The organism is Sphingosinicellaceae bacterium (assembly GCA_019285715.1).
Classification (GTDB): domain Bacteria; phylum Pseudomonadota; class Alphaproteobacteria; order Sphingomonadales; family Sphingomonadaceae; genus Glacieibacterium.
The window spans coordinates 3,497,460-3,516,589 of record CP079108.1 but is presented as its reverse complement, the minus strand read 5'-3'; the positions used below and the strand labels follow the sequence as shown (position 1 = coordinate 3,516,589).

Here is a 19,130-nt window from a genome sequence, read left to right as displayed (position 1 = left end):
GACCTGCCGGACAAGCGGCGTCGCCCGCCGTTACTTCGGCAGCATCAGCCCCATCTGCCGTCCGCCGAAGACGTGGACGTGCAGGTGGGGCACTTCCTGATGACCATGCACCCCGGCGTTGGCGAGCAGCCGGTAGCCCGGCTCCTCGAGTCCCAAATCGCGCGCTACCTGGCCCACTGCGCGCACGAAGCCGACGATCTCGGCGTCCGGCGCCTTGGCCGAGAAATCCGCCCACGACACGTGTGGCCCCTTCGGGATGACGAGGACGTGGACCGGCGCTTGCGGGGCGATGTCGTGGAAGGCGAGGGCGAAATCATCCTCGAACACTTTCCGACACGGGATTTCGCCACGCAGGATTTTCGCGAAGATGTTCTGGTCGTCGTAGGGGCCGACGGCGGGGACGGGCATGGTCAGTCCTTTCGCGATGCTTTCTCGATCAGCCCCGAGACACCCTCCCGGGCCACGAGTTCGGCGCGGACGTCGTCGAAGCTGAGCCCTGCATCGGCCAGCAGCACGCTCAGGTGAAACATCAAGTCCGCCGCCTCGGACGTGAGCGCGGCGCGGTCGTCCTGCATCGCGGCGATCACCGTCTCGACTGCCTCCTCGCCGAGCTTCTGCGCGATCTTGGCGCGACCCTTGGCGGTCAGTTTCGCGACATAGCTGGTCTCCGGATCGCCGGTGCGACGCTCGACCACGGATGCGTGCAGGCGATCGAAGGTGTCGGTCGGGGTCCAGCTCATAACGACCGCACCCTGATGCCCGCCGCCGCCATTGTCGAGCGGGCGTCGGCAATGCTGGCGTCGCCGAAGTGGAAGATCGAGGCTGCTAGCACGGCCGACGCATGGCCCTGCAGCACGCCCTCCACCAGATGCTCGAGCGTGCCGACACCGCCGCTGGCGATCACCGGGACCGGCACGGCGTCAGCGACGGCGCGGGTCAGTGCGAGGTCGTAGCCCGACCGCGTGCCGTCGCGGTCCATGCTGGTCAGCAGGATTTCGCCCGCGCCGCGCTCGGCCGCTTCGACGGCGTAGGCGAGCGCGTCGATCCCGGTGGCGCGCCGGCCGCCGTGGGTGAAGATCTCCCAGCGTCCGGGCTCGACCAGCTTCGCGTCGACGGCGACGACGACGCACTGCTCGCCGAACTGCTTGGCGAGTGCATCGATCAGTGCGGGGTCGGCGACAGCGGCGGAGTTCACCGCGACCTTGTCGGCGCCGGCCAGCAGCAACGCCCGCGCATCGGCGACCGAGCGCACCCCGCCCCCGACGGTCAGCGGCATGAAGCACACGTCCGCGGTGCGGCGCACGACGTCGAGGATGGTGTCGCGGTTCTCGTGGCTGGCGGTGATGTCGAGGAAGATCAGCTCGTCGGCGTTGGCGGCGTCATAGGCGCGGGCGACCTCGACCGGGTCGCCGGCGTCGGTCAGCGCGACGAAGTTGACGCCCTTGACGACGCGCCCGCCGGCGACGTCGAGGCAGGGGATGATGCGGGTGGCGAGCACCTAGGCAGCGCGGGCAAGCGCGTCCGCGAGGTCGAGCCGCCCGTCATAGATGGCCCGCCCGACGATGACGCCCTCGATGCCGTCGCCCGCGTGAAGCCTGAGCGCGTCGATGTCCTCGGGACCGGCGACGCCGCCGCTCGCCAATACCGGGATGTTGACCGCCCGGGCCAGCGCCAGCGTCGCCTCGAGGTTGACACCCTTGAGCATGCCGTCGCGGCCGACGTCTGTGAACAGCAGCGCCGCGACGCCCGCACCCTCGAAACGCCGGGCCAGTTCGGCGACCGGCAGCGTCGAGGTCTCGGCCCAGCCGCGCGTCGTCACCATGCCGGCGCGCGCATCGACCGCGACGACGATGCGCCCCGGGTAGGCTTTCGCTGATTCGGTGACCAGCTGCGGGTCGGCGAGCGCGGCGGTCCCGAGCACGATGCGCGCGACGCCGAGCTCCAGCCACGCATCGAGCGAAGCACGGCTACGGATGCCGCCGCCGAGCTGGACCCGCCCCGGGAAGGCCGCGACGATGCGCTCGACCGCCGCGCCGTTGACACTGTTGCCCGCAAATGCGCCGTCGAGGTCGACGACATGTAGCGCTCCCGCTCCGGCCTCGGCGAACATCACGGCCTGTGCCGCGGGGTCGTCGCCGTAGTCGGTGGCGCGGTCGAGGTCGCCCTCGGCTAGCCTGACGACGTGGCCGGCGTGGAGGTCGATGGCGGGGTAGATCGTGAAGGTCATGCTGTTCCTCGGGCCAAGACCCCACCCCCGGCCCCTCCCCTAAAGGGGAGGGGAGCAGTACGGCCGTGCGGGTTCCCCTCCCCTTCAGGGGAGGGGCTAGGGGTGGGGTTGCCGAGCCAGTCCCGCAGGAACGCCAAGCCATAGGCCTGGCTCTTCTCGGGGTGGAATTGCACCCCGGTCACGCTGCCGCGCCGGATCACCGCGGCGATCTCGCCGCCATAGTCCGCGGTCGCGACGACATCGGCCGCGTCGTCCGCAACCAGCCGGTAGCTGTGCGTAAAGTACCCACTGCCCTCGACAAACCCGGGCTGGCGGGCGCGGACGTCGTTCCAGCCCATGTGCGGGACCTTGAGGTGGTCGGCGCCGGGCTCGATCCGCACGACCTCGCCGGGGATCCAGTCGAGGCCCGCGAAAGTGCCGTGCTCGTGGCCGCGGGTCGCGAGCAACTGCATGCCGACGCAGATGCCGAGGAAGCTCTTGCCGTCGCCGTGGACCGCTTGCTCCAGCGCCGCGACGAGGCCCGGCTTGGCGCGCAGAGCGCCGATGCACTGGCCGAAGGCACCGACACCGGGGAGGACGATTCGCGCTGCGGCAGCGACGGCGCTGGCCTCGCCCGAGACGACTACATTGGTTGCGCCTGCCGCTTCGAGCGCCTTGGCCGCCGAGCGCAGATTACCTGCCCCGTAGTCGACGACGAGCGTCGGCCCCTCAGGCATTGTTGAGTTTGCCGGCGATGCCGGCGGGTGCCACCATCCCGCCGAGCGTGCCCTTGGTCGAGGGCACCATGCCCGCCTTGCGCGGGTCGAGCGTCACCGCCTGCCGCAACGCGCGCGCCAGTCCCTTGAAGCAGCTCTCGACGATGTGGTGGTTGTTCTGCCCGTACAACGTCTCGACGTGCAGGGTGATGCCCGCGGTCTGTGCGAAACTTTGAAACCAGTGCTCGATCAGTTCGGTGTCCCACTCGCCGAGGCGCGTCGTGGTGAAGCCCGACTTCCAGGTCAGGTGCGGGCGGCCCGAGATGTCGAGCACGACGCGGGTCAGCGTCTCGTCCATCGGCGCGTGCGCCTCGCCGTAGCGGGCGATGCCCTGCCGGTCGCCGAGCGCCTGCGCGATCGCCTGCCCGATCGCCAGCCCGACGTCCTCGGTGGTGTGGTGCTGGTCGATGTGGAGGTCGCCGTCACAGGTCAGGATCAGGTCGATCAGCGAGTGCCGCGACAGCTGCTCCAGCATGTGGTCGAAGAAGCCGATGCCGGTCTGGACATCGTACAGCCCGGTGCCATCGAGATCGACGGTGACGTCGATCTTGGTCTCGTTGGTCCGGCGTTGGATCGTGGCGGTGCGCGACATGGGGCCCTCAAGGGGGTGCGGTTAGAGCATGGCCCCGGCAGCGGCAAGCGCGTGGGGCGCCACAGGCGGATAAAATCGCCCAATGCTGATTGGACAGCGCGCATCGCTTTCCGACATCATGCGGCGATGACGGACTTCACGCACCGGCTCGCAACGCTCGACGACCTGCCCGAACTGCGGGCGATCATGGGGCTCGCCATCGCGCAGCTCCAGCGCGGGTTCCTGTCCGACGCGCAGGTCGAGGCGAGCGCCAGCGTCATGGGCCTCGACACCCAGCTTGTCGAAGACGGCACCTACTTCATCATCGAGAAGGGTAGGCGCGCGGTCGGCTGCGGCGGCTGGAGCAAGCGGCGCACGTTGTTCGGCGGCGACCACAGCAAGGAACAGCGCGACCCCGGCCTGCTCGACCCGCGCCACGACCCGGCGCGGGTGCGGGCGATGTATACCCACCCCGACTTCGTGCGGCAGGGCGTCGGGCGGCTGCTGCTCCGGCTTTGCGAGGGTGCCGCCGGGGCGGCAGGGTTCGCCCGCGTCGAACTGATGGCGACGCTGAGCGGGGAGCCGCTGTACCTGTCGGCAGGCTATGTGCCGGTCGAGCGGATCGAGGTCGGCGAAGCCCGCGTGCCGCTGATCCGGATGGGGAAGGCGCTCGGCGGGAGCGCGTAGTTTGTCGTTCCGGCGAAGGCCGGAACCCAGTTGCGCGGCACGGTCGGAACTTGAGTGCTGGGGGCAACTGGGTTCCGGCGTTCGCCGGAATGAAACGGGGGCGGTCAGTGAGCTTTGGCGGCGGTCGCCTCGATCTCGACCAGGAACGCCGGGCCGGCCAGCGCCGCGACCTGCACCGTCGAGCGGGCGACGAGGTTCGGGTTCTCGGGCGTCCCGAAGAACTGCTTGTAGCCGTCGTTGAAGCCGGTGAAGTCCATCTTGCCGCCGAGCGCCGGGTCGCCCGCGACGAACACCGTCAGCTTGATGACGTCGGCCATGGTGAAGCCGTGCGCCGCGAGCGCCGCCTTGATCTTGGTGAAGGTGCTGATCGTCTGGGTCCTGGTGTCGCCGTAGTCCGCCATCGTCAGGGTGGGCGACATCGGCTTGGCGGGGTCGATCGGCGAGGCGAGCTGACCGCTGAGGTACAGCATCTCGGCACCGGCGGGCACGGTCACGCCCTGCAGGATGATCGCCGTGCCGGGGTTCTTGTGGCGCATGATCTCGGCGGCGGTGGCGGGCAGCGCCGCGGTGGCGGCAAGCAGTGCGGCGGTGAGCAGCGCTGCGGTCGGGCGGATGAAGGACATCGGATAACTCCCCAGGGTAACACCGCCGGTCTGTTGAGGGACCGGCGGTTCTGTCGTTGTACTAGAAGGCGAACGTCACGCGGCCATAATAATAGCCGCCGTTGATGCCGTACGGACCGAACTGGTAGGGCGCACCGCCGACCGCCGAGTCGCCCGACAGGATGCCGTCGGCATCGAAGCGGACCTTCTCGGGACGCTTGTTGAACAGGTTGTTCGCGCCCGCCGCCAGCGTGATCTGCTTGGTCAGCTTGTAGTCGACCTCGAGGTCGGTGATGCCCGCGGACCCGACCTTGCTGTACGCATAGCTGGAGGCGGCAGCGGGGTCGTTGTCGTTGTACAGCAGGGCCACCGACTTGCTGTAGAAGGTCTCGCGGGCGACGACGGTGAAGTCGCCGAGCGACCAGTTGACGCCGGCGATCAGCTTCAGGTGCGGCACCGACGTCGTCAGGAAGCTGTCGGTCTGGGCGTTGTAGAGCGTCTGCCCGGTCGCGGCGACGATCGCCGGATCGATGCCCTGCCTGGTGATCTTGGTCTTGTTGTACGCGGCCGACAGCGTGAAGACGGCCTTGCCGGCGTTGCCGAAGTCGGTGTCGTAGCTGGCCACGACGTCGATGCCGCGGGTGCGGGTGTCGGGTCCGTTGATGAACGCCGAGACGAACGCCGGCAGGTCGGCCTCCAGCACGACGCCCGCAGCCTTGATGGCGGCGGCGACCGGATCTGCCGGGTTGCTGGTGTCGGCCGAGATCGAGCCGCTGCCGATGATCCGGTCACGCAGCTTGATCTGGTAGGCGTCGACGGTCAGCACCAGGTGACGGGCCGGGCGCAGCACGACGCCGGCGCTGTAGTTGGTCGACTTCTCGGGCTCCAGGTTGGGGATGCCGAGCACCTTGGAGGCGTTCGAGTTCGCCGCCAGCTGGGCGGTCGCCGAGCCCGGCGCGACGTTGACGGCGGTGTACTGCTCCTCCGCCAGCGTCGGTGCCCGGAAGCCCGTCGCGACCGTGCCGCGCACGGCGACCGTGGGAGTGAAGTCGTAGCGACCGGTGACCTTGAAGGTCGTCCTGCTGCCGAAGTCCGAATAATGCTCGTAGCGCACGGCACCGTCGAGCTTCAGGTTCTCGATCGCGGTCAGCAGGAAGTCGCCGTAGAACGCATAGTTGTTGCGGTTGTGCTTGCCGGCCGCCAGCGGGTTGAAGCCCGGGAACGACTGGGCCCCGGTGCCGTAGTAGGAATTCGGCTCGCCGGCGCCGATCTCGTAGGTGTTGCGGCGATATTCGGCACCGCCGGCAAGGGTGCCGACGCCGGTGAAATCATGCGTTATGTCGAGGTTGCTGGTCCACTCGGTGGCCTTGTAGAGGCCATCGTAGAAGTCCGACTGGTCGTCGTGATACTGGGTGTAGAGGAGCGGGTTGAGCGAATCCAAGGTCTTGATCTTGGTCCGGTCGCTGCCGTAGGTCGTGCTCAGGTCCCAGCTCCAGTCGCCGATGTCGCCCTTCAGGCCGCCGGTAAACTGGAAGTCGATTTCGCGAAGAGCCTCCTGCGGCTTGAAGCCCTCGGGACGCGGGACGAGCGCGTCGGGAGCGCCGTAGGTGCCGGGCAGGAAGAGCCCGTCCTCGCCGACGTTGGTCGATCCGACGACCCGGTTCGGCAGGCGGTAGTTCTCGTACGACTCGGCACGCCGGACGCCGTAGGAGCCGAAGCTGTAGGCCTGGACGCCGTCGGTAATATCGTAGCCGCCGTTGTACGATGCGACACCGAACTTCGAGCGCGCGTCGCCGACGACGCGGTTGAGGTTCGGGTAGCCCTTGATGCCGAGCAGCGCGGTTGCCAGCGCCGGGTCGGTGCCGGCCGGGACGCCGCCGGTCGCGGGGTCGTAGATGCGGATGTCGTATTTCCCGGCGTTGCTGAAGTCGTGATAGCGATAGAAGCCGGTGACGTTCAGGAAGCCGCGCTCCGACTTGATGCCGTAGTTGGCGCTGGCTGAGTACGTCAGCCCGTCGCCGCCGTAATACTGGCCGGCGGTTGCCGACAACTCGCCGCCTTCGCCCGACTTCATGATGACGTTGATAACGCCGGCGATGGCGTCGGAGCCGTATTGCGCCGAGGCGCCGTCCTCGAGCACTTCGATATGGTCGATCGATGCCGGGGTGATGAAGTCGAGGTCGGGAGCCGCGCCGCCCTGGAAGGCACCAGCGAGGATCTGCAGGTTGGCGGTACCGTGGCGGCGCTTGCCGTTGACCAGGACCAGCGTCTCGTTCGGGTTGAGGCCGCGCAGCGACGCGGACAGCGTCAGGTTGGCGGTGTCGCCGCCGAACCCCTGCGCGGTGAACGACGGCACCAGCTGGGTCAGGACCTGGTTGAGGTTGGGCTGGCCGACATGGCCGATCGCATCGGCACCGACGATCTTGATCGGGGCGGCGCTGTCGACGGCCAAGGTGCCGACGGCGCGGGTGCCGGTAACGATGATCTCGCTGCTGTCGTCGGTGGCAGCAGCGGTCGTCTGGGCGGCAGCGACGGTCTGGGCGCCTGCGGATTGGACCGAGAGGCTGGCAAAAGCCAACGCGACGTACGAAATCTGTGTGGTTCTAGTCATTTGGAGTTCCCCGATAAGGTTTCGGCAAACCTCCCCACCGCCAGACACGCTCTTCGACGTCTTCCAGCATATTTCCGTAACTCAAAGTCCGGGATAGTGACAACAGAACGCAGTTATCCAGTTACCAAAACGGCTTTTTCAGTTATATCCCCGCTCAACGACTTTAGTTTTGGTTCTTAGTCGCGTTACGTATCTGTGATTAACCCACGTCTACTGACAAGATACTTCCGAATTGCAGCTAACGATTGGCAGGATTGATGTGACTATTATACAACATTAAACGACAGCTAAGCCGCCGCGGCCAATGCACGGACCGGCTCGGTCACGGCGCGGGCGGTGACCTGTCCGGCGAGCGCGGTGACTGCGGCATGGGCGGACTGGACAGCGCCCTCCTGCCACCCCGGGGTCTGGCTGAGCGCGGCGCTGGCGAAGACGACGCGGCCGGCCGGCTCGCACAGCAGGCGGTAGGCGGGCTTGTCGATATGGCCTTCCTGGCCCGGCCCGGTGGCGATGCCGTTCCACGCCGGCCACGGCCCCAGGCTGTACGGAATCTTGCGCCAGTTGACGACCAGCGGGTCGACGCAATCGGCGCCGTGTCCGGGGTGGACCATCTCGATCGCGGCACGCGCCGCGGCGATCTGCTCGGCGAGCGGCCGGGCCTGGCATTCCAGCGCCTTGGCTCCCGACGTGTAGGTGCCGAGCAGCATGCCGCGCTCGCTGTGCAGGCCTGCGGACGGGTACCAGATCAGCGAGGTGTCACCGCCGACGAAGCTGATGCCGCCGTAGATCTGCTCGCGCTCCCAGAACCGCGGCGCCTCGAACGCGACTTTGTTGGAGGCGTCGTAGATGACGCTCGCGATCGCGGCGGTGGTCGCGGCCGGGAAGTCGGTGTCGATCTTCGCCAGCACCGGGAACGGGATGGTGCAGACGACATAGTCGGCCTTGATCGTGCGGGCGGCGCCGCTCGGCCGGTCGACATAGGTGATCTCGACGCCCTCGGGGCGCTGGCGGATGCGCTTGACCTCGGCGTTGCGGATGGCGCGGTTCTTGAGGTTGCGCTCGATGCCGACGCTGATCTGGTCCATGCCGCCGACCGGCTGAAACATCGTTGCCTGCATGTACATCATGTCTTCGAACAGCGTCATCGGCAGCTGCGGATTGGCCAGCAACTTGTCGAACGGCAGTGGCGCGGCCGGCGTCTCGAAGCTCGACACGCCCGCCCCCGGTGGCGTCCCGAAGCCCGAGCGCGCCGTACCCTTGAACGCCATGTTCTCGTCGAGGTCACCGTAGAACTTCAGGAACGGCAGCAGCTTGGCCTTCTCCTCGGGCGTTACCGCCTGGTCGAGCGCGCCCTGGTTGACCGCCTTGGCCAGCAGCTCCGACAAATAGCCGCGGGTATCGTTGATCGCGACGCGCATCTTGATGCGGCTGCCGTTCTGGTCAGCGATATAGGCGGAGCGGCTGGAGTTGATCTCGACCTCGAGCGGCACCCCGAACTTCTTGGCATAGCCGAGCATGCCCTGGTGGAAGCTCGGCAACCGCGCCGGGCCGGCGTTGAAATAGACTCCGTCGGAAAAGCGCGCGGTCTGCGTCGCCTCGCCGATCATCTCGATCTTGTCGCCGCCGCGCACCGTCCAGGCCCGGCCGCCGACGCGGTGACGCGCCTCCAACACGGTGACCTCGAAGCCGGCCTCCTGAAGCTCATAGGCGGACACCAGCCCGGCGACCCCGGCCCCGAGGACGACGACGCGCTGGCCCTTGCCGAAGCTCGCGGGCAAATTCGGCGGGGTCGCGGCTTCGGCGACGCCGAACATCCCGAGCGACTGCATCGCGCTCGCGACCGCACCCGCGCCACCGGCAGCGCCGATGCGCCCGAGCAGATTCCGTCGTGTCAACATAGGCTTGTCCCCGAACCACGCACACCCTCCCCAGGGAAACGTTGTTTCGGGCGACGCGCTTTGTCTCAGTGCGCCGTGACGACAGGTGACATCAGATTCAGGCGCAAAGCAATATCGGAATTGGCGGCGCCAACGCCTGAAACTTTCGATCGAACGATGAGCCGGTGCGTATGGCCGGGGCGCGGCCGAAACAGTGTCATGGCCGTCGAGGACGTGATGTGCGCCAATCCGATAGGAACGCGTATCTGCCGAGATCCTCCAGTCGTCCTGTTTACAGGTGCCGTCCTAGCTGTCTGCAAACAGGTCAGTCTTGAGCAAGACTGACCGATCGGCGTCGTCGATCGTGACGTCACGCGTCCCCGGATACACCGTATAGATCCGTCCGCTCGGGCCGCGCAGCGCCACGGGCGTCGTTCCGACATAGCGCAGCGTGGATGTCCGGGCAGGGGCGGCCGGTGGGGCGCTCGCCGCAGCCCTCAGCCAGGGCGTCGTTGTGGCGGTTCTCCGGTCGGAACAGCAGGTCACTCTCTGTCCTTCGCGTTGCTCGACTCGGACCGGTCAGGAGGCATCAAGTCGATCAGTGGGAGCGAGGGTCTCCGCCAGTCCGCTGCCGCATGTTCGACCAGGCACGCGGCACCCGAGATGGCCAGCCACAGGCCGACTCCCTCGGCGACGCCGCGGGCCTGCCAGACAGCGAACGGCGCGGCGAACCACAGGCTGAGGCAAAAGGGGCAGTCCATCAATTGCCCCAACTGCCCACCGCCCGCCCGCCGGCGCAGCCAAGCTACCCATCCGAACGGCCCGTCCTCGTGAGCGACCAGATGGCACAGTCGCCATGTCGCCAGCGTCGCGATCACGAGGCCGAACCAGCTCTCCACTAGTTCGAATTGAAGACCGAGAAGGCGACGCTCGGGGTGATGTGGACGTACCCCGGGCTATATTCCCACGGTGGCACCGCGAGCTGGCCGCCGTCACCGCCATCCGGGTTGAAGGCGCGGCCCCAGATGTCGCCGCCAAAGCTGTAGGTGCCCTCGAGTGCGGTGCTCGGCAGTTTGTAGATCACCTGCATGACATCGTCGTTGTCGGTGACCGCGGTGTGCCAGTGATGGAAGGTCGTGCCGCCGGCCGGTTCCTGGACGCCGCCAGAGCCGCTCTCGAACTGGAACGAACCCGCGCCGCAGCCGCTGGCCGACAGCTCGACCGAGCGGAAGTGGTGAGCGGCGGCGTGCAGGGTGACCTGGAAGTACAGGTCGTGGGGTACGACCCCGCGCCGGACCACCGGACAGACGCCGTCGATCGGCGTGAACGGGCCTCCGGGCGACGTGCCCGCCGCAACCTGGAACAGCCCGGTCGGCGCGCTGTTGTCGATGGTGAACGCCACCTCGGCCGAGCTCTGGCTGACGGCGCCGCCGGTGCCGACCTGCAGGGTCACGGCGTAAAGTCCGTCGGCAAGCGTACCGGTTGGCCAGTCGAGCAACAGGTCCTCGGGCAGCCACGGGTTCGGCCCTGCCGGCAATGCGATCGGATACCAGCCGAGTGCGTCCGGCGTCGCCACATACCATTCGCCGATGCCCGACCCGTTCAGCCGGTACAGCGGCCAGGTGAAGTTGGTGAACGGCGTCGGCGACGTGAAGGTGACGCCGCGATCGGGACTGTAGCGGAAGACGAGGCGGTAGTGCGTCGCCGTCGGGTCCGTCTTGGCGCAACCATAGAGCGCCAGCACACCGGCCAGCGGTGACTGTGCCGGCGTGCTCGAGACCTCGCCGAACGTTCCCGACGGGTGCGGCCGGTTGGTCCGGACTGCGTAGCCGGTCGCGGCGTCATAGGTCGACGGGTCGCCGGTCACCGGCAGCCGCCCGGCAGTGACGATCGCCGGCACGTCGCCGCACGGGATGTTGGTCGGGCCGCACAGCGGTGCCGCCTTCGCGTTGGGGCCGGCGTGGAGGGTGACGGGGCCGATGTTGCCCGCGTCCCAGCGCACCTGGAAATAGGTCTCGCCGTAGATCTGCTCCTCGACCCCGTCGCCGTCGGTGTCCTGAAGGACGCGGAAGGTGATGTCGGGGACATCGATGATCGGCGTCCATTCGGGGAAGATGACATCGAAGCAGCGCTTGAACGGCCCAATGTAGCGCCGCATGTCGACCGCTTTCAGGACCGAAGGATCGAGCGACAGGCGGTTGGCGAGCAGCGTCGAGGTCGGCGACGGCGCGTCCTTCAGGCCGGCCGGCTGCGGCACGTCGAGAGCGTGGATCTCGGCCGGCAACGGTGGCCGGATGTGCGGGAGCAAGGCCGGTGACACGAGGGCGGCGTCGACCGCCGTGGTGTTGGTCCCGAACGTCGCCGGGGTCAGCAGCCGGTTGAGCTTGGTGCCCACGGTACGGCCGAACGACGACGCGATGCGATCGACGAGCTGGCCGCGATCGATCGGCAGGCGTGGACCGGGATCACCGGGACCGCGCGGGATCGGCGGCACCTGCTGGGGGATGATCTGGTCGATCAGGTCGTGCAGGTTCGGTCGTTCGAAGATTATCGGGAAGCATTTGCGCTGGAGCCGCCAGCGCACCACCCAGTCGATGTCCCAACGCGGCACCCACACGCAGAAATTGCCGCAGGCGTCGGTCTTGGCCGTGGCGATGACCTCGCGGTGGCAACGGAAGGGGAAGTACCAGCTCCACGGCGAGTTCACCGGGAAATAGCCGAGGAAGGAGCAGTCGGTATCCTCGACCTGGACGGTCGCGAAGGGCACCGGAAAATCCGTGCCGGTGACCGGATCGGTCTTGACCACGGTCCCGCAGATCTTGTGGAACAGGAACAGCTGCGGATCGATCAGGTGGGCGAACTGCTTGGTCGCATCGCTGATCGTCAGGTCGGTCAACTTCTCGGTCGCGACGCCGCTGAGCGACGCCAGCCGCGCCGCGGACGTCGCGCCGATCTTGAACCGGGACGGGTCGGCACTGTCATTCATCACCATTGGATCGTCAGTCATTGAAACCTCCTGCTCAAATGGCAGGTCCGGGCCGCTGCTTTGGCGGCACCGAGACCCAAGCCCGCAACGTTGTGCGGATGCGACCTGGAGTTCGATCGGACGTGTCGGTTACCGGGTTAGCGTCGACGCGGGCCCGCCGCGCCGGAAGGCTCAAGCACTCGAGTTGGCCCGGTCGAGCGGGGTGGCTGGCTTACAGTCGCCTGCTCGATTTCGACCTGGTGTCCGATGTCGACGGTGCCGGTCGGAAAAGGGAAGGTGCGGGGCTTGGCACATGCCACGAGGCGGATCGCCGGGTTGGCGTCGCCGCCGGGGATGTCGACCGTCTGGTAGCGCTGGCGGCTCGCATCGATCGCGTAGACGAACCCGACGAGCTGCGGGATCGCGGCGATGACCGGGGCGAACTGCATCGGCAGGCGCGTTTCGGCCTCACCGGTCTTGATCGAGACGATCAACCCATAGACCGGCACCAGGTCGATCCACCACGGCTGATCGATTTCGCCGGTAACGGTGGCATTTACCGTTTCAAGCGCGCCCGTCTCGGGATCGAGGCGCAGCCCGGTCTTGATGGTCACGTCGATATCCGGATCGGGCGCGTCCGCGACATGGTTCTTCTTGAGGTGCAGCTCGATCGTCATGACCCCGAGGTCGAAGCTGATCGTCGGTTGGCGCGGCTCCAGATGCTGTTGGCCGAACGGACCCAAGACGACGCGCTGCGCGATCGACAGCGACGTGTCGGCAGCGAGCACCTGGTCGACGAGGAGCTTCAGCATTTCGCCCGGCCCATCGTTGAACGATGGCTGAACCACGGCGCAGGTCGAGGTGTCGACGTGGATCGACAGCGTCGACAAGCTGCGCCTGCCTTGTCCGGCCCGTGCCGACAGTCGGTAAGCTTCAGTCACGGGCGGTTTCACGACCTGGCTGCCGGAGCGCTCAACGTCGATTTCATTGAGCTGCACGTGGAAGCCGGCCGGACCGCTGACCGACCAGCTAAGTGTCGTCTCGCCAAATGGGCCGATTGCAGGCGATGTCGCGGTAAAATGATCGAGAACTACGTCATCGAGTATGTCGGCCGTATGGTCCTGATTGTCATCGGCGCCATTGCTGATAGGTTTCATCGCGGGTCTCCCGACCGAGCGGCGCTTTCTAGCCGTCGGTTCACAGTGGATGGCCCTTCTTCAGCGTCATAGCGTGAAGCAATACGCCAGGATTGTATGGAATCGACAATTCTCTGCCCTGATCCCGATCGCAACTCGTCTCTATTGTTGTTGTCAGAAGAATCACCCGTCTGATAGAGTAGTCGTAGACCGATAATCTGCTATCTCATTGCGTGACAGTGCCTAACCGGTGTTATTCTTTACTAGTTGGCCTGGAGTGACCGATTCGCGGGGCCCACGCGAGCGTAGATTGAGTCGCCTGACACACAGTCGGTGGGCACATGGGTGGCGCGCATCATCATCTTGCTGTGCTGCCAGCTACTGAGGGGCGACGGTTCTTTGGGGTTGGATGACTGGCTCCCTGGACTGCGCGCACCACAGTGCCTGCCCCGCGGCAGGGTCGGCTTCGATCGCGATTGTTGGGAGGAAGTGTCTAGCTGACGGCCTCGGCAGTCACTGCGCTGCTGTGCGTGATGACGCCAGCGTTGGCGCTGGCGTCATACCGGTGCTCAATGTCGGCGATCCCGTCTATAACGCGGCGACCGATAGCAACGATGCCGTCGTCGAGATGATCGGGCCGGCCAGTGTTCGCACCAACACCGGCTACGTCATCGTCATCGCGCAAACGTTGGGCGATACCTGCTCAGACCGGCCAGACATTCGAAATCGCCCATGTCACCGACGCGGTCATCAACCGCGCCCCGCGCGTCGTCAGCGTGACGGTCAAGAACCTCGGCGACGCGACCACCCAGGGCAGCGAAAGGGCGCTTGGACCCTCGCGTCGGCCGCCTTACTGATGGGCTGACAGTGATTGGGGGCCTTCACATGACCATGACTCGCCGTGCGCTACTCGGCGCAGCCACGCTCGCCGCCGTCGCACCTGCCGTTGCCGCGACCGAGGTGTATCCGGGACGGGTCACGCTCCGGGCGTCGGGCAAGCGCGACTATGCCGCGGCGATCGAGGCGATCCGGGCCTGCGCGCAGGCTGAACTCGTCGCGACCGGCCTGCCGGGCATGATCGTCTCGCTGGTCGACGATGAAGGCTTCGAGGCCGAGCTCTGCATCGGTTGGGCGGATCTCGCCAGCCGCACCCCGGTCGGCCCCGACCATCTGTTCGAGATCGGCTCCATCTCCAAGTCGCTTGGGGCGCTGGCGCTGTGGCAGCTCGCCGCCGAGGGCAAGATCGACCTCGATGCGCCGGTGTCGCGCTACCTGCCGTTGCACTGCCTGCCGCCCGAGCCGATCACCGCGCAGCACTTGCTCAACCACGTCGCGGGGTTGCCGGACGGTGCCCCGATCCCGCCGAACTCCCCGGATGGGCGGCTTTGGACCGGCGCGAAGCCCGGCACCAACTTCTCCTACAGCAACACCGGCTACGAGCTGATCGGCCTGTTGATCACACAGGTCGCCGGACGGCCCCATCCGGAAGTGATCCGCGAGCGCGTGCAGAAGCCGATCGGCATGCTGCAGGCGACGGCGCACGTCCACGTCGAGGACCGCAGCCGCATGGCGACCGGCTATGTCACGGCCGACGACCTGCCGCCGATGTTCGGCTGCGCGCTGGTCGAGGGGCCGTGGAACGAGATGGACGAGGCCGCGGGCAGCGTGATGGCGACGGCCGCGGACATGGCCGCCTATCTGCGCTACGTGATTGCGCTCGGTCGCGGCAAAGGTGCTCCGTTGCTCCCCGATGCGAGCGCCAGGGCGCTGCTCGGCAACGTGGCGAAGGCCGAGGAGGTCGGCGGCGGTTACTCGTCCGGCTTCATGCGCACGAAGATCGACGGCCGGCAGATGCTCCATCACACCGGTGGCATGCAGATTTTCGCCTCGTCCTTCGACGTCGATGCGGAGGACGGCGTCGGCGCGTTCGCGAGCACCAACGGTATCCTCGCCGAGCACCGACCGGTCGCGGTGACCGCCTATGCGATGCGGGCGTTGCGGGCGGTGCGCGCGAACAAGCCGCTGCCGCCCCAGCCGGATCTGTACGAGCCGCGCCGGGTCGACACGCCCGAGCGGTATGTCGGCCGATGGGTTTCCGCCGACGGAACCGTCCTCGAATTTGCCAAAAGCATCACCGGTCTCGTGGTTCGCTCGGGCGGTCGGACCGGGCGCCTGGAGGCATTGGGCGGCAGGCTCATCACAGATCTGCCGGGCTTTCGCGCCGGGATGCTGGAGTTCTCCGCTCCCTTGAACGGGGACAAGAACGCGAACCCCGACAGGCTCTGGTACCGCGACCGTGCGTTCGGGCGCAACGAGGCACCCGCTCGGGCAGCGCCGGCGCCGGCGCGGCTGTTGGCATTGGCGGGTGCTTACCGCTCCCCAAATCCATGGATTGGCGGAGCGGACTTCGTCGTCCGCGGCGACCGGCTGGTGGCGCTTGGCGCCGGGCCGCTCGTGGAGGACAAGGCCGGGTTCTGGCACGCGGAGGAGGACAAGGGCGGTTATGAACGCTTCTGGTTCGACACGCCCGTCGCCGGCCGCATGTACCGACTGATCGCCTCAGGCGCGACGATGGCCCGGATGAACTGAGGCGTCGACCGAACGCGCTGCCAGGGGATCAGGCCTTGACCAGCCCGCCACGGCTCTGCGCGCTCCAGGTCTGCCGACCGGTCAGGAAGGTCACCCAGCCCAGCGCCGCACCGGTGTGGCGGAGCAGCTGAAAACTGAACGGCTCGAGCAGCGAGGCGAGCACCGCCGCAGCAACGCCCATTGGCGCCCCGCCCGCCCAACGCCGGTAGAGCACGAGCGACCAGAGGTGGAAGGCAAGGTCGATGGCGATCTTGGCCGCGATCACCAGCGCCACCGGCAGCAGCACGTGGACGCGGCCCGTGAGGAGGTAGAAGACCAGCAGCGCGAACGCGGTCAGGCCGAATACGGGCTGCAGCGTGTCGAACGCCTTGACCGGCAACATCCACCGGCCCAGCGCGCCGTAGCGGCGGTCACCGACCATGTCGCGGTACCAGTATTGGGTCTGCAGGAAACCGCCGAACCAGCGCCGCCGCTGCGCGAGGAACGCCGGCAACGTCGCGGGCGCGGTGGTGCGGGCGCGTGCCCCGCCGACAACGGCCGTGTGCCAGCCCAGTCCGCTGAGCGCCGAATGACGGCGGAGGCGGTGGATCAACTCATAATCCTCGACCAGGCAATCGGGGTCGAACCCGCCGACGCTGAGCACCGCATCGCGCCGGAAGCCGGCGAACGCGCCCGAAATCAGCAGCAGCGAGTCGAGCCGGGCCCAGGCAAAGCGGGACAGGAAGTTGCGAATGTATTCGTAGCGCTGGAACCACTCGAACAGCCGGCCGCCGACGGAGGTGTCGCAAACCGGCGCCAGCACGCCGGTAGTCGCGACCAGCCGGGGATCGGCCGCGAAGGCGGCGCGCACGGCCCGGATCGCGTCTGGCTCCAGCAGCGTGTCGGCATCGACCGTTAACACGACCTCCGCATCGATCGCTGCCAGTGCGACGTTCAGCGCCGCCGCCTTGCCGCCGTGGGGCAGGCGTAGCCAGCGCAGGCTCGGGTGGCTAGGGCTCGGTGCGCTCAACCCGCCGAGCAGCGGCTGGACGAGCCCGAATCGCTCCGTCAGCAACGCCGCGGTGCCGTCGCTCGACCCATCGTCGGCAACGACGATCAGTTCGGGCGCGTCGGCTTGGCCGAACAAGGCGTCGAGCGTGATCGGCAGGACCGCCGCCTCATTGTACGCGGCGACGATGACGCCAAGGCGCACGGGCGTGCCCCGCTCCGGCAACGGCTGAAGCCGCCGCAGCGTCCAGGTCTGGATCGCCGTGAACCCCAGCAGCACGGTGTCGTAGGCGATGTAGACGAGGCCCACGCTCCAGGCGAATACGCCCGTGAAAAAGAAGGCGCCGCCGAACAGCAGCACCCACAGCAGCGCCACGCCGCCGTGGACGAGCAGGCTCGCGAGCGGCGTCGGCGGGGCTGCAAATCGCGGTGAGTGTGCGTGGAGCGAAGTCTGGAGGCTGGACGGCAAGACGGACCCTTCGCGAGCGGCAACATGGCCCATAGCGGCTGGTGCGGTGAACGTGCCATGACCTGATGTCTCATGCAGGGTGAATCCGAGGCGACGTGACACGCAGCGACAAATACACGCGGCCGGCGATCGTGCTGCACTGGCTGATTGCGTTGCTGATCGGCATCAACGTGGCGCTCGGCCTGCTTGCGGACAGCCTGCCCGAGAACTGGATCCGGCCCGCGATCGACGGGCACAAGTCGATTGGACTGACCGTGCTGGGTTTAGTCGCCCTTCGCATCCTGTGGCGCGTTACCCACGCGCCGCCGCCGCTGCCGCATTATGCCGGCTGGGAGAAGACCGCGTCGCACCTCGCCCATTTCGCGCTCTACGTGGTGATCGTCGGCCTGCCGCTGACCGGCTGGATGCACGACAGCGCCTTCAAGGCCGCCGCTGAGCATCCGCTGACCCTGTTCGGCCTCGTCGAGGTGCCGCGCATCGGCTGGATCATGAGCATCGCCCAGCCCGGCAAGGAGCGGCTGCACGGTATCTTCTTCGGCTGGCACGCGGGATTTGCGTGGGCGCTGTACGGGCTGTTCGCGCTGCACATCGCGGGGGCGCTCAAGCACCAGTGGATCGACCGGCACCGCGAGTTGCAGCGAATGTGGCCGTAGCTGCGAGATCGACCGCAGACAAGACCGACGGATAGCAGCGGGTCCATCGGCAGCGCGAAGTCTGCGACGATCGTACCGAGCACGGCAAGCGCCGCTAATCAGTATGCCGGATGCTCTGAATCGCCGCCGAGCGCCGACAACTGAAATCGGCTAGCGCTAGCTGGGCATGACCTGGGAAGCGCTGTTGCGCTGCTCTCAGAATCGCATTCGCTTCACCGACATCGCCGTAGAAGCCGAGAAGCTCGGCTAGATAGGCCGTATCGAAAGGGCTGAACGGATTGAAGGCCACGGCCAGGCGCGGATAGTTGATCGCTTGGTGCATGCGGCCAATCACGCCGAGGTCCACGCGATCGTGCGATTGATCACTGCATTGTGCGGGAACGCCGTGCCGCTCGAGGTACGCAGGCGAGCCCACCACTACCCAGGGTATGTCGCTCGACAAGCGTTGGGCGACCATGTCCTCGGGCACCGTGCCGCCCCAGCGGATGCCGGCATCGGCACCCTGCGCAACAACGTCGACCATGTGGTTGGTGATCGCGACGTCGATCGCGATCCCGGGATAGCGTTCCACGAATACCGGCAGAACCGGAGCGAGCAGCAGCGAACTCGCGTGCTCCATGACGTTCAGGCTGATCCGGCCCGCTGGATCATCGCGATAGCAGTTCAGTCCCTCCACGGCAGTCCCGATCGCGTCGAAAGGTGCCGTGAGCGCCGCGTAAAAATCCTCTCCCGCCGCGGTCAATGTGACGCTGCGGCTGGTCCGGTTGAGCAGGCGCACGCCGATGCGTGTCTCGAGCCCCTTCGCGAATGGCTGAGGGCGGAGGCGGTAACGCCAAGCTCCACCCCTGCGCGGCGAAAGCTGCGGTGCTTCGCCAGAGGATGAAGTAGGCAAAGTCCGCCAGGTCCGCGCGGCTGATGCGCATGCTCCATCCTCTGCCGTCACGCGCTTGTTGATGCAACTCCACTGAGCAATATTCAGCGTGGAGCTAGCGAGAGCAAGG

17 protein-coding genes and 1 pseudogene are annotated in these 19,130 nt (G+C 67.1%); 3 read left to right on the top strand and 15 right to left on the bottom strand.

The features are described 5' to 3' along the window. Positions 1 to 30 precede the first annotated feature (30 nt). The 6 genes from KX816_16055 to hisB are packed head-to-tail and all read right to left on the bottom strand — an operon-like array spanning position 31 to position 3,574. Positions 31 to 408, bottom strand: coding sequence for a histidine triad nucleotide-binding protein (locus KX816_16055; protein ID QXQ05713.1), 378 nt, complete (start codon positions 406 to 408; stop codon positions 31 to 33). Positions 409 to 410: 2 nt separating this feature from the next. Then, on the bottom strand, positions 411 to 740 hold the full coding sequence (locus KX816_16050; protein QXQ05712.1) for a phosphoribosyl-ATP diphosphatase: 330 nt from the start codon (positions 738 to 740) through the stop codon (positions 411 to 413). Next, positions 737 to 1,498 (bottom strand): imidazole glycerol phosphate synthase subunit HisF, encoded by a 762-nt coding sequence (gene hisF / locus KX816_16045; protein QXQ05711.1) that lies wholly within the window; start codon positions 1,496 to 1,498, stop codon positions 737 to 739. The genes KX816_16050 and hisF overlap by 4 nt, the downstream gene beginning before the upstream one ends. Beyond that, entirely contained in the window at positions 1,499 to 2,227 is a 729-nt protein-coding gene (gene hisA, locus KX816_16040) for a 1-(5-phosphoribosyl)-5-[(5-phosphoribosylamino)methylideneamino]imidazole-4-carboxamide isomerase (protein QXQ05710.1), read from the bottom strand. It abuts the gene before it with no gap. After that, positions 2,224 to 2,943, bottom strand: a complete 720-nt coding sequence (gene hisH / locus KX816_16035) for an imidazole glycerol phosphate synthase subunit HisH (GenBank protein QXQ05709.1) — start codon at positions 2,941 to 2,943, stop codon at positions 2,224 to 2,226. The genes hisA and hisH overlap by 4 nt, the downstream gene beginning before the upstream one ends. Beyond that, on the bottom strand, positions 2,936 to 3,574 hold the full coding sequence (gene hisB, locus KX816_16030) for an imidazoleglycerol-phosphate dehydratase HisB (protein QXQ05708.1): 639 nt from the start codon (positions 3,572 to 3,574) through the stop codon (positions 2,936 to 2,938). Before hisB ends, hisH begins: the two co-directional genes overlap by 8 nt. Before the next feature lie 126 nt (positions 3,575 to 3,700). On the opposite strand from hisB, the gene KX816_16025 reads away from it, so the two are divergent. Continuing rightward, on the top strand, positions 3,701 to 4,240 hold the full coding sequence (locus tag KX816_16025; protein ID QXQ05707.1) for a GNAT family N-acetyltransferase: 540 nt from the start codon (positions 3,701 to 3,703) through the stop codon (positions 4,238 to 4,240). Between the two features lie 104 nt (positions 4,241 to 4,344). Here the strand turns inward: KX816_16025 and KX816_16020 are convergent, their stop codons facing one another. From KX816_16020 to KX816_15990, 7 genes are all read right to left on the bottom strand, one after another. Further along, positions 4,345 to 4,863 (bottom strand): RidA family protein, encoded by a 519-nt coding sequence (locus KX816_16020; GenBank protein QXQ05706.1) that lies wholly within the window; start codon positions 4,861 to 4,863, stop codon positions 4,345 to 4,347. Between the two features lie 61 nt (positions 4,864 to 4,924). Continuing rightward, entirely contained in the window at positions 4,925 to 7,453 is a 2,529-nt protein-coding gene (locus KX816_16015; protein QXQ05705.1) for a TonB-dependent receptor, read from the bottom strand. Between the two features lie 287 nt (positions 7,454 to 7,740). Next, positions 7,741 to 9,351 carry an FAD-dependent oxidoreductase gene (locus tag KX816_16010; protein QXQ05704.1) on the bottom strand — a complete coding sequence of 537 codons (1,611 nt, stop codon included), beginning with the start codon at positions 9,349 to 9,351 and terminating at the stop codon, positions 7,741 to 7,743. 521 nt (positions 9,352 to 9,872) lie between these two features. Then, positions 9,873 to 10,229: a DUF1360 domain-containing protein gene (locus tag KX816_16005; protein ID QXQ05703.1), complete on the bottom strand. Its 357-nt coding sequence runs from the start codon at positions 10,227 to 10,229 to the stop codon at positions 9,873 to 9,875. Continuing rightward, positions 10,229 to 12,337, bottom strand: coding sequence for a hypothetical protein (locus tag KX816_16000; GenBank protein QXQ05702.1), 2,109 nt, complete (start codon positions 12,335 to 12,337; stop codon positions 10,229 to 10,231). The genes KX816_16005 and KX816_16000 overlap by 1 nt, the downstream gene beginning before the upstream one ends. A 116-nt stretch (positions 12,338 to 12,453) precedes the next feature. Continuing rightward, positions 12,454 to 13,452: a hypothetical protein gene (locus KX816_15995; protein QXQ05701.1), complete on the bottom strand. Its 999-nt coding sequence runs from the start codon at positions 13,450 to 13,452 to the stop codon at positions 12,454 to 12,456. 472 nt (positions 13,453 to 13,924) lie between these two features. Then, a complete protein-coding gene (locus KX816_15990; GenBank protein QXQ05700.1) occupies positions 13,925 to 14,116 on the bottom strand; it encodes a hypothetical protein in 192 nt (63 codons plus the stop codon). A gap of 200 nt (positions 14,117 to 14,316) precedes the next feature. On the opposite strand from KX816_15990, the gene KX816_15985 reads away from it, so the two are divergent. After that, positions 14,317 to 16,020: a beta-lactamase family protein gene (locus KX816_15985; GenBank protein QXQ05699.1), complete on the top strand. Its 1,704-nt coding sequence runs from the start codon at positions 14,317 to 14,319 to the stop codon at positions 16,018 to 16,020. Between the two features lie 28 nt (positions 16,021 to 16,048). On the opposite strand, the gene KX816_15980 is transcribed toward KX816_15985, so the two are convergent. Further along, positions 16,049 to 17,509 (bottom strand): glycosyltransferase, encoded by a 1,461-nt coding sequence (locus KX816_15980; protein QXQ05698.1) that lies wholly within the window; start codon positions 17,507 to 17,509, stop codon positions 16,049 to 16,051. A gap of 50 nt (positions 17,510 to 17,559) precedes the next feature. On the opposite strand from KX816_15980, the gene KX816_15975 reads away from it, so the two are divergent. Beyond that, positions 17,560 to 18,129 (top strand): cytochrome b, encoded by a 570-nt coding sequence (locus tag KX816_15975; protein ID QXQ08623.1) that lies wholly within the window; start codon positions 17,560 to 17,562, stop codon positions 18,127 to 18,129. 94 nt (positions 18,130 to 18,223) lie between these two features. On the opposite strand, the pseudogene KX816_15970 reads toward KX816_15975, so the two are convergent. Next, a pseudogene (locus KX816_15970) lies at positions 18,224 to 19,052 on the bottom strand (LysR family transcriptional regulator). Between the last annotated feature and the right edge of the window lie 78 nt (positions 19,053 to 19,130).

Coding starts and splice junctions, on each gene's coding strand:
- KX816_16055 (QXQ05713.1), bottom strand. CDS start 408: ATGCCCGTCCCCGCCGTCGGCCCCTACGACGACCAGAACATCTTCGCG.
- KX816_16050 (QXQ05712.1), bottom strand. CDS start 740: ATGAGCTGGACCCCGACCGACACCTTCGATCGCCTGCACGCATCCGTG.
- hisA (QXQ05710.1), bottom strand. CDS start 2,227: ATGACCTTCACGATCTACCCCGCCATCGACCTCCACGCCGGCCACGTC.
- hisH (QXQ05709.1), bottom strand. CDS start 2,943: ATGCCTGAGGGGCCGACGCTCGTCGTCGACTACGGGGCAGGTAATCTG.
- hisB (QXQ05708.1), bottom strand. CDS start 3,574: ATGTCGCGCACCGCCACGATCCAACGCCGGACCAACGAGACCAAGATC.
- KX816_16025 (QXQ05707.1), top strand. CDS start 3,701: ATGACGGACTTCACGCACCGGCTCGCAACGCTCGACGACCTGCCCGAA.
- KX816_16020 (QXQ05706.1), bottom strand. CDS start 4,863: ATGTCCTTCATCCGCCCGACCGCAGCGCTGCTCACCGCCGCACTGCTT.
- KX816_16015 (QXQ05705.1), bottom strand. CDS start 7,453: ATGACTAGAACCACACAGATTTCGTACGTCGCGTTGGCTTTTGCCAGC.
- KX816_16010 (QXQ05704.1), bottom strand. CDS start 9,351: ATGTTGACACGACGGAATCTGCTCGGGCGCATCGGCGCTGCCGGTGGC.
- KX816_16000 (QXQ05702.1), bottom strand. CDS start 12,337: ATGACTGACGATCCAATGGTGATGAATGACAGTGCCGACCCGTCCCGG.
- KX816_15995 (QXQ05701.1), bottom strand. CDS start 13,452: ATGAAACCTATCAGCAATGGCGCCGATGACAATCAGGACCATACGGCC.
- KX816_15985 (QXQ05699.1), top strand. CDS start 14,317: ATGACCATGACTCGCCGTGCGCTACTCGGCGCAGCCACGCTCGCCGCC.
- KX816_15980 (QXQ05698.1), bottom strand. CDS start 17,509: ATGGGCCATGTTGCCGCTCGCGAAGGGTCCGTCTTGCCGTCCAGCCTC.